Annotated in this window: 6 protein-coding genes and 1 pseudogene; all 7 read left to right on the top strand. The window is 35.4% G+C overall.

From position 1 onward, the window contains the following. Positions 1-85, top strand: a pseudogene (locus tag RTK36_RS16590) (DNA-binding response regulator); the annotation flags it as partial. Positions 86-88: 3 nt separating this feature from the next. Next, positions 89-1,048, top strand: coding sequence for a HAMP domain-containing protein (locus tag RTK36_RS10500; protein ID WP_312046941.1), 960 nt, complete (start codon positions 89-91; stop codon positions 1,046-1,048). A gap of 128 nt (positions 1,049-1,176) precedes the next feature. Beyond that, the gene (locus RTK36_RS10495) at positions 1,177-1,527 is read left to right on the top strand and encodes a sensor histidine kinase (RefSeq protein WP_312046940.1); all 351 of its coding nucleotides are present in this window, start codon (positions 1,177-1,179) and stop codon (positions 1,525-1,527) included. Continuing rightward, complete coding sequence (locus RTK36_RS10490) at positions 1,524-2,234, top strand: hypothetical protein (protein WP_312046939.1); 711 nt, start codon at positions 1,524-1,526, stop codon at positions 2,232-2,234. The genes RTK36_RS10495 and RTK36_RS10490 overlap by 4 nt, the downstream gene beginning before the upstream one ends. 144 nt (positions 2,235-2,378) lie before the next feature. Further along, positions 2,379-3,206 carry a M15 family metallopeptidase gene (locus RTK36_RS10485; protein ID WP_312046938.1) on the top strand — a complete coding sequence of 276 codons (828 nt, stop codon included), beginning with the start codon at positions 2,379-2,381 and terminating at the stop codon, positions 3,204-3,206. Between the two features lie 1,111 nt (positions 3,207-4,317). Then, entirely contained in the window at positions 4,318-5,214 is an 897-nt protein-coding gene (locus RTK36_RS10480; RefSeq protein ID WP_312046937.1) for a hypothetical protein, read from the top strand. A 291-nt stretch (positions 5,215-5,505) separates the two neighbouring features. Beyond that, a partial coding sequence (locus RTK36_RS10475) for a hypothetical protein (protein ID WP_312046936.1) occupies positions 5,506-5,846 on the top strand: 341 nt, incomplete at its 3' end.

The following is a 5,846-nucleotide window of genomic DNA, read 5'->3' as shown; positions in this document are numbered from 1 at the left end:
GCATATACAAAGGCTACGCAAAAAAATTGGTCTGGAGGATAAGCTTGTTGCTGTTTATAAAATAGGATACAGGCTTGAGGTATAATTCATGAACTTTTTTTGGAAGATATTTTTTAGTACCATTATGATTGCTTCAGTTACATTTAGTGTAGGGTGTTACTATCTAATTAATTCTCAGTTTCGTTCATCATTAAGTCGGGAAATTTCGGCGGCTTATGAAGAAAATGATATTTTGCGTTATGCCTTAACGCAAGAGTTCAAAAAAGAATATGTAATGTCTTATTATTCCCTAGGCCAGTATAATTTGGTTATGGATGATAAACAAATCGTAGAACAAATTGCTAAATCCACAACAATTAATACTTCTAAAGGTAACATTCCTTTTCGCTTAAGTGACAGCTCATTTCAGACTGTTTTTAACAGCACTAATGTAGATCTGGATAATCACATATTAAAACAGTTGGACTTTGATAAAAGGGGATATGAAATTGTTCAGTCAGGTCATAATTATTATCTTCACACAGCAGGCCCTGTTACTCTGCAAGGAGAGATTTTATATCTGGAGAATTTTAGGAACATCGGATTCTTATTTAAAAATCGTTCTGAACAGTATACAAGTTTTCAATACCTTGTATTTACTATGATTTTAGTGTGTGCAGTGGTGGTGTTTCTTGTAACACACTGGCTTACAAAACCGCTGAAAAACCTGTCTCTGGCAACGAAGCAGATTGCAAACGGACATCTGGATCAGCGAGTTGAGATTCAAAGCAATGATGAAATTGGCAAGCTTTCCAATGATTTTAATAAAATGGCTGTAAAACTGGAACAGACTGTGGAAGAATTGAAGGATGCATCAAGACGTCAGGTGGATTTTATCGGAAGTTTTGCACATGAGTTAAAAACGCCTCTTACTTCAATGATTGGCTATGCGGATATGTTACGATCGAAAAGAATGGATCAAGAACAGATTATTGTATCAGCAAACTACATTTTCCAAGAGGGAAAAAGACTGGAAGCACTCTCTATGAAGTTGCTAGAAATGTGTTGAAGAAGCAGGATTTTGTAATAAAGCGGATCTTTGCAAAGAGTTATTTTGATGAGATCATAGGAATCATGCAGCCAGTTCTTAAGAACGAAAACATTGATTTAGTCACTTCAACGGAGGAGGCTATTTTAATGATAGAGCCGGATTTGATGAAAACGGTTTGCTTCAATTTGCTGGACAATGCCAGAAAATCCATAGATCAAAGTGGAAAAATCGTATTTTCGGGAATGTGGGTAGAGGATGAATACCAGATTTCAATAGAGGATAATGGAAAAGGTATGGAAGAATCTGAATTATCGAAAATTACAGAGGCATTTTATATGGTTGACAAGTCAAGAGCGAAAGCCCTGGGTGGGTCAGGACTTGGTCTTGCGATTTGCGCCGATATTGTAAAAATTCATCATGCTAGAATGGAGTTCACAAGCAGTCCGAAAAAAGGAACCCGCGTTGCAATACGACTTGAGGGGGCTAAGAAGGTATGAAAAGAATCCAAACTATATGTATCTCTCTTCTACTAATTTTTACTCTCTTAATTACTGTTTTTGCACCGCCTTTCGTTTCAAGATTAACGGATAAAATGCTGTTTGGATCGGTTACAACACAACAGCTGACTGATACAAAATCTGTTGCAAAAACAGAGTTAAGTATAGAAGACAAAATTGCTTTATTTACTGGTTATATACTGGCTCAAGATAATATCATTATGGTAAGCCAAGATCGGTCAATCTACGAGCAAGGTGAAAAGCGGGGTATTATTCGTATTGTAACGAATGAGCTGAAAAAACTCATAAGTATGGGGTTGTTTCCTCCTATTGAAGTTAGTGAAGTTCAAAATATTACCTTTACTGTTAAATCCTATATAAATATGGACAATTCGGGTATGAATACTGAAAATTGGGAGATAGCTTTTACTTCAGGTAAATATGAAGTAGAGATCACTATGGACGCAGACACACATCTTATACTGACGTACATGATTTGGACAAATGAACCACTAAAATTTTCGCCTGCAAAAGATATGCTGGATTTATTTGTAAAATATCTAGGAATCAATGGAGGCACACAAACATTAGAAAAGATTTTAGATACAGAACGATATAAATATACGGATATAACCAATGCGTACCAATTAATTCAAGTCAATGAAGAAACAATTTTTGGTGTACAAATCATCCCTATAATAGACTAAAATAACAATAGGATACAAGTTTGATGGAATTCTGAGCAATCTTTGATGCAACCCTTTTATAACATACGGTTATAAAAGGGTTGTTTTATATTTATTTAACTTCCCGTCGAATAATGGAAAAGTATAAAGGGGTGTATTCATACAATGAAAAAACATGAATGGAAACAGGAAGGTAGACCAAGTAAAATAAGCAGAACAAGTAGAAACAGAAATACAAAGCAAAGAAAAAAGATTATACGTTTTTTTGCAACTATAGTTTTATGTATGTTCACATTTACCATTGGAAGGGCATCAGCAAATGCAAATGATGTTCAGAGTAATTCTATCACGCCAAACCAGAAAGTGACAATTCCCAGTCAGATAAATAAAACGCAAATATCCAAAAAAGAAAATACCGATGTATGGAATTTAGTGCTAGTTAATAAAGATCATCCCCTAAAGGAGGACTTCAGTGTTAAACTGACTCAAATAAAAAATGGACATGCCATTGATGAGAGAGCACTGTCGGACTTACAGGCTATGCTTGACGATGCGCGTGCCGTGGGTTTATCTCCATTCATCTGTTCGTCATATAGGACAAATGAAAAACAGACAATGCTTTATAATAATCAAGTCAATCAGTATAAGATGCAGGGATATTCAGAGGAAGCTGCCCGGGTGGAAGCGGGAAAATGGGTGGCAGTGCCAGGCACTAGCGAACACCAACTTGGCTTGGCAGTTGATATCGTTGCCACAAGCTATCAGGTACTAGATCAGCAACAGGAGAACACCCCAGAACAGCGCTGGCTGATGGAAAACTGTTATAAATATGGTTTCATTCTGCGCTATCCTGTGGAAAAATCTGATATCACTGGCATAGGCTATGAACCATGGCATTATAGGTATGTTGGAAAAGAAGCTGCAGCGGAAATAACGAAAGCGGGTATATGTTTAGAGGAATATCTAGATGAAAGAGGATATAATGAATACTAATTGATGTGTATGTACTTCCAAAGCTCAACCAATTATCAATTATCGTGTTGTCAGGAGTGTTTTCGGATAATTTTTGTAATGCGATACTAAGCGATATTCAAATGTTGGTGTGGAAAATCCGGGGGAAGGTACAAGCATCAAGTTGGTACGAATTTAAAGGGCAAAAATGAAAATCGCGATGTTCTATCTTAAAGAGATGGGATGGTTGTAAAAGCAAGGAAATAAGCTGGTTTTCTGAGCAAAATGTGTCAGTATAGAATAGCCTAAGTATCTCACGTTGAAGCGATAATAATGATGACGTATTGTGGTGAAAAGGCTGAAAATGAAGTTCGAGCTACAAAATGTTGTGTGCTTGCTTGTAGCGGGCTTCGGTCTTAAAAAGGGTAGTAATTACTATTTTTAAGCCTTAAAAATGATGGAAATATAGGTTTCATAAGATGTTTTAAGAAAATAGAGTGATATAAGAGGTTAGGTCGGGGTCATAAAAAATGACACTTAGGCTTAACCTTTTTTAATATATATGGAAATATTATGCAGAAGCATGTATAATAAAGTAAAAGGTATAATGAAAGATGAATTTATTTACTGCACATTTAACTTCTTTGTTACGGTCAGCAGGCTCTGATTTGTAATGCTTATAAAGGGTGATTTTATTGTCAACTAATACTTTGCCAAGAATCTATATCATGCTGGAAACAAAGCCTATGAACATTATCTATTCGTTGCGCGCGTATGGCGTGAAGATTCCAATCGGCTTTTAGTATGAGGAGTTCCTCTCAAGTTGAGTATTGCGTTTTTTAAGAACTTTAACTTGTTTTGGATTTTAAGACTTCGCCATCATCCGTTTGGACGGTTGAGTATTGTTTAATCCAGCTTATATGAGCAATTAGAAAAACGCCGTATTCTTTACAGCCTTCGTTTTGCCTCCAGTTTGGCAAAGGTTAACAAAAGTACAATTGAACGCCTCGTCTTATCGGTTCCACTTTTATAATATTGTTCCAAAGAAACAAGAATGATGTTACAACCTCAGGGGTGTTTTGATAGGATAGATGAAGCAGAGGAAGAAGGAGGCTGATTAAGATATATTGTTTAGATAATAATAATCTTGCTTATGATAGGAGTCTCGGAGGTTACAAATGAGAAAGAAATAATATTTCCAGAAGTGGCAGCACTGGTAATTGGCGGATTAATATTAGATAAGCAACCATGGAAGGTTAGAAGAATGAAAATGATTCTGTTGATGACATATGCAGCAATTATTGGAGTACTAATTGTGAGGGTTTTAGCGGTGCCGCTCATTTTTAAAGTTGCCTTCGGTTTTGTATCCACAGCATTTATGCTTATTTTAACACGGTGTAATTTTCTTCCAATGCTTTCTGCCTGCATTTTGCCAATAATAATGGAAACAACAAGTATTATTTACCCAATAAGTGTGTGTGTAATGACTGTTGTTATGATCTGCGTTCAGGTTATATTTGGAATTACCAATGTAAGAGAAAAAGAAATATATTATGAATATAGCATGAATTTGAAATTAGAACTTAAAAGATTTACGTATATATTAATAGTGATTCTTGCGCTTCTTTTAATAGGAGCACTCTCTGATAACATATATTTAATAGCACCTCCACTAATCGTTACATTTGTTGAACTTACTTATGAAGATAGTAAAGCAAGAAAAATACCTTTGAAAATTTTTACAGTTGTTACTTTAGCAGCCTGGGTTGGTGTATTAATAAGCTTAATTGTAACAATAAAAATGGGACAACCATTGATTGTATCTGGATTACTGATTACTTCTGCTGCAATATTTATATTTACTAAAAGTAGAGTTTGGTTTCCTCCGGCTGGAGCCATTGCGCTGCTTCCATTAATAATTGATAGTAACAAGCTTCTTGTGTATGCATTGGATGTTATGATTGGAGTTGGTATATATATTTCTGCTGCAACCCATCTGGAATTTAATTTAGGTTTAAATGAAAGTGAAGAAAAACTGGTTATCAAATAAACACATAAGCTGAGCAGGTTTTTGTACATACAAAGAATAAAAAGAGAAGATCAAAGCTGGAAATTATAATTAATGACAATGTTTGTTATTGAATCTGGTATACCTGTTGTACTCTAGACAAGAGTCGAGGGTTTTTTATGGAGTGTAATCAGTTTGATGTGTACGCAGTTGTACCATAATGCGTATCTGAAGAAACTAAAGATTGCGGTTCAGGGGATGAAAGATTATTTTACAAAAATACGTACTTAGGCACAATAAACCACACAAAACGGTTAGGGGAGAGAAACAAAAATGATAAAAAATAAACTGGTAATAACTTTTATTATTGCCTTAATGTTAATTTCTAGTGGATGTATGAAAGTCGAAAGTGTAGATAATTTTAAGGACTCTAATACTGCAATGTCAACGACTTCGGCGATTGCAGAAGATCCATCTAATTCACCTATTATAGAACCATCTACAACCCCAACGGTTGCACAGACAACAGTACAACCCCTCATGACTCAAGACCTTTCCATGGAAGCCTACAAGAAGTTTTTGAAAAATGAAGCGAAGGTTTCTTTTGACTGTTTTATGCCAAATGACGGTATGGGGGAAGCTCTTTATAAAAACGGAAGTGAATATACACTGTC

The organism is Anaerotignum sp., assembly GCF_031981185.1.
Lineage (GTDB): Bacteria > Bacillota > Clostridia > Lachnospirales > Anaerotignaceae > Chakrabartyella.
The sequence above is the reverse complement of the archived record's forward strand: the minus strand, read 5'-3'. Positions and strand labels throughout refer to the sequence as shown.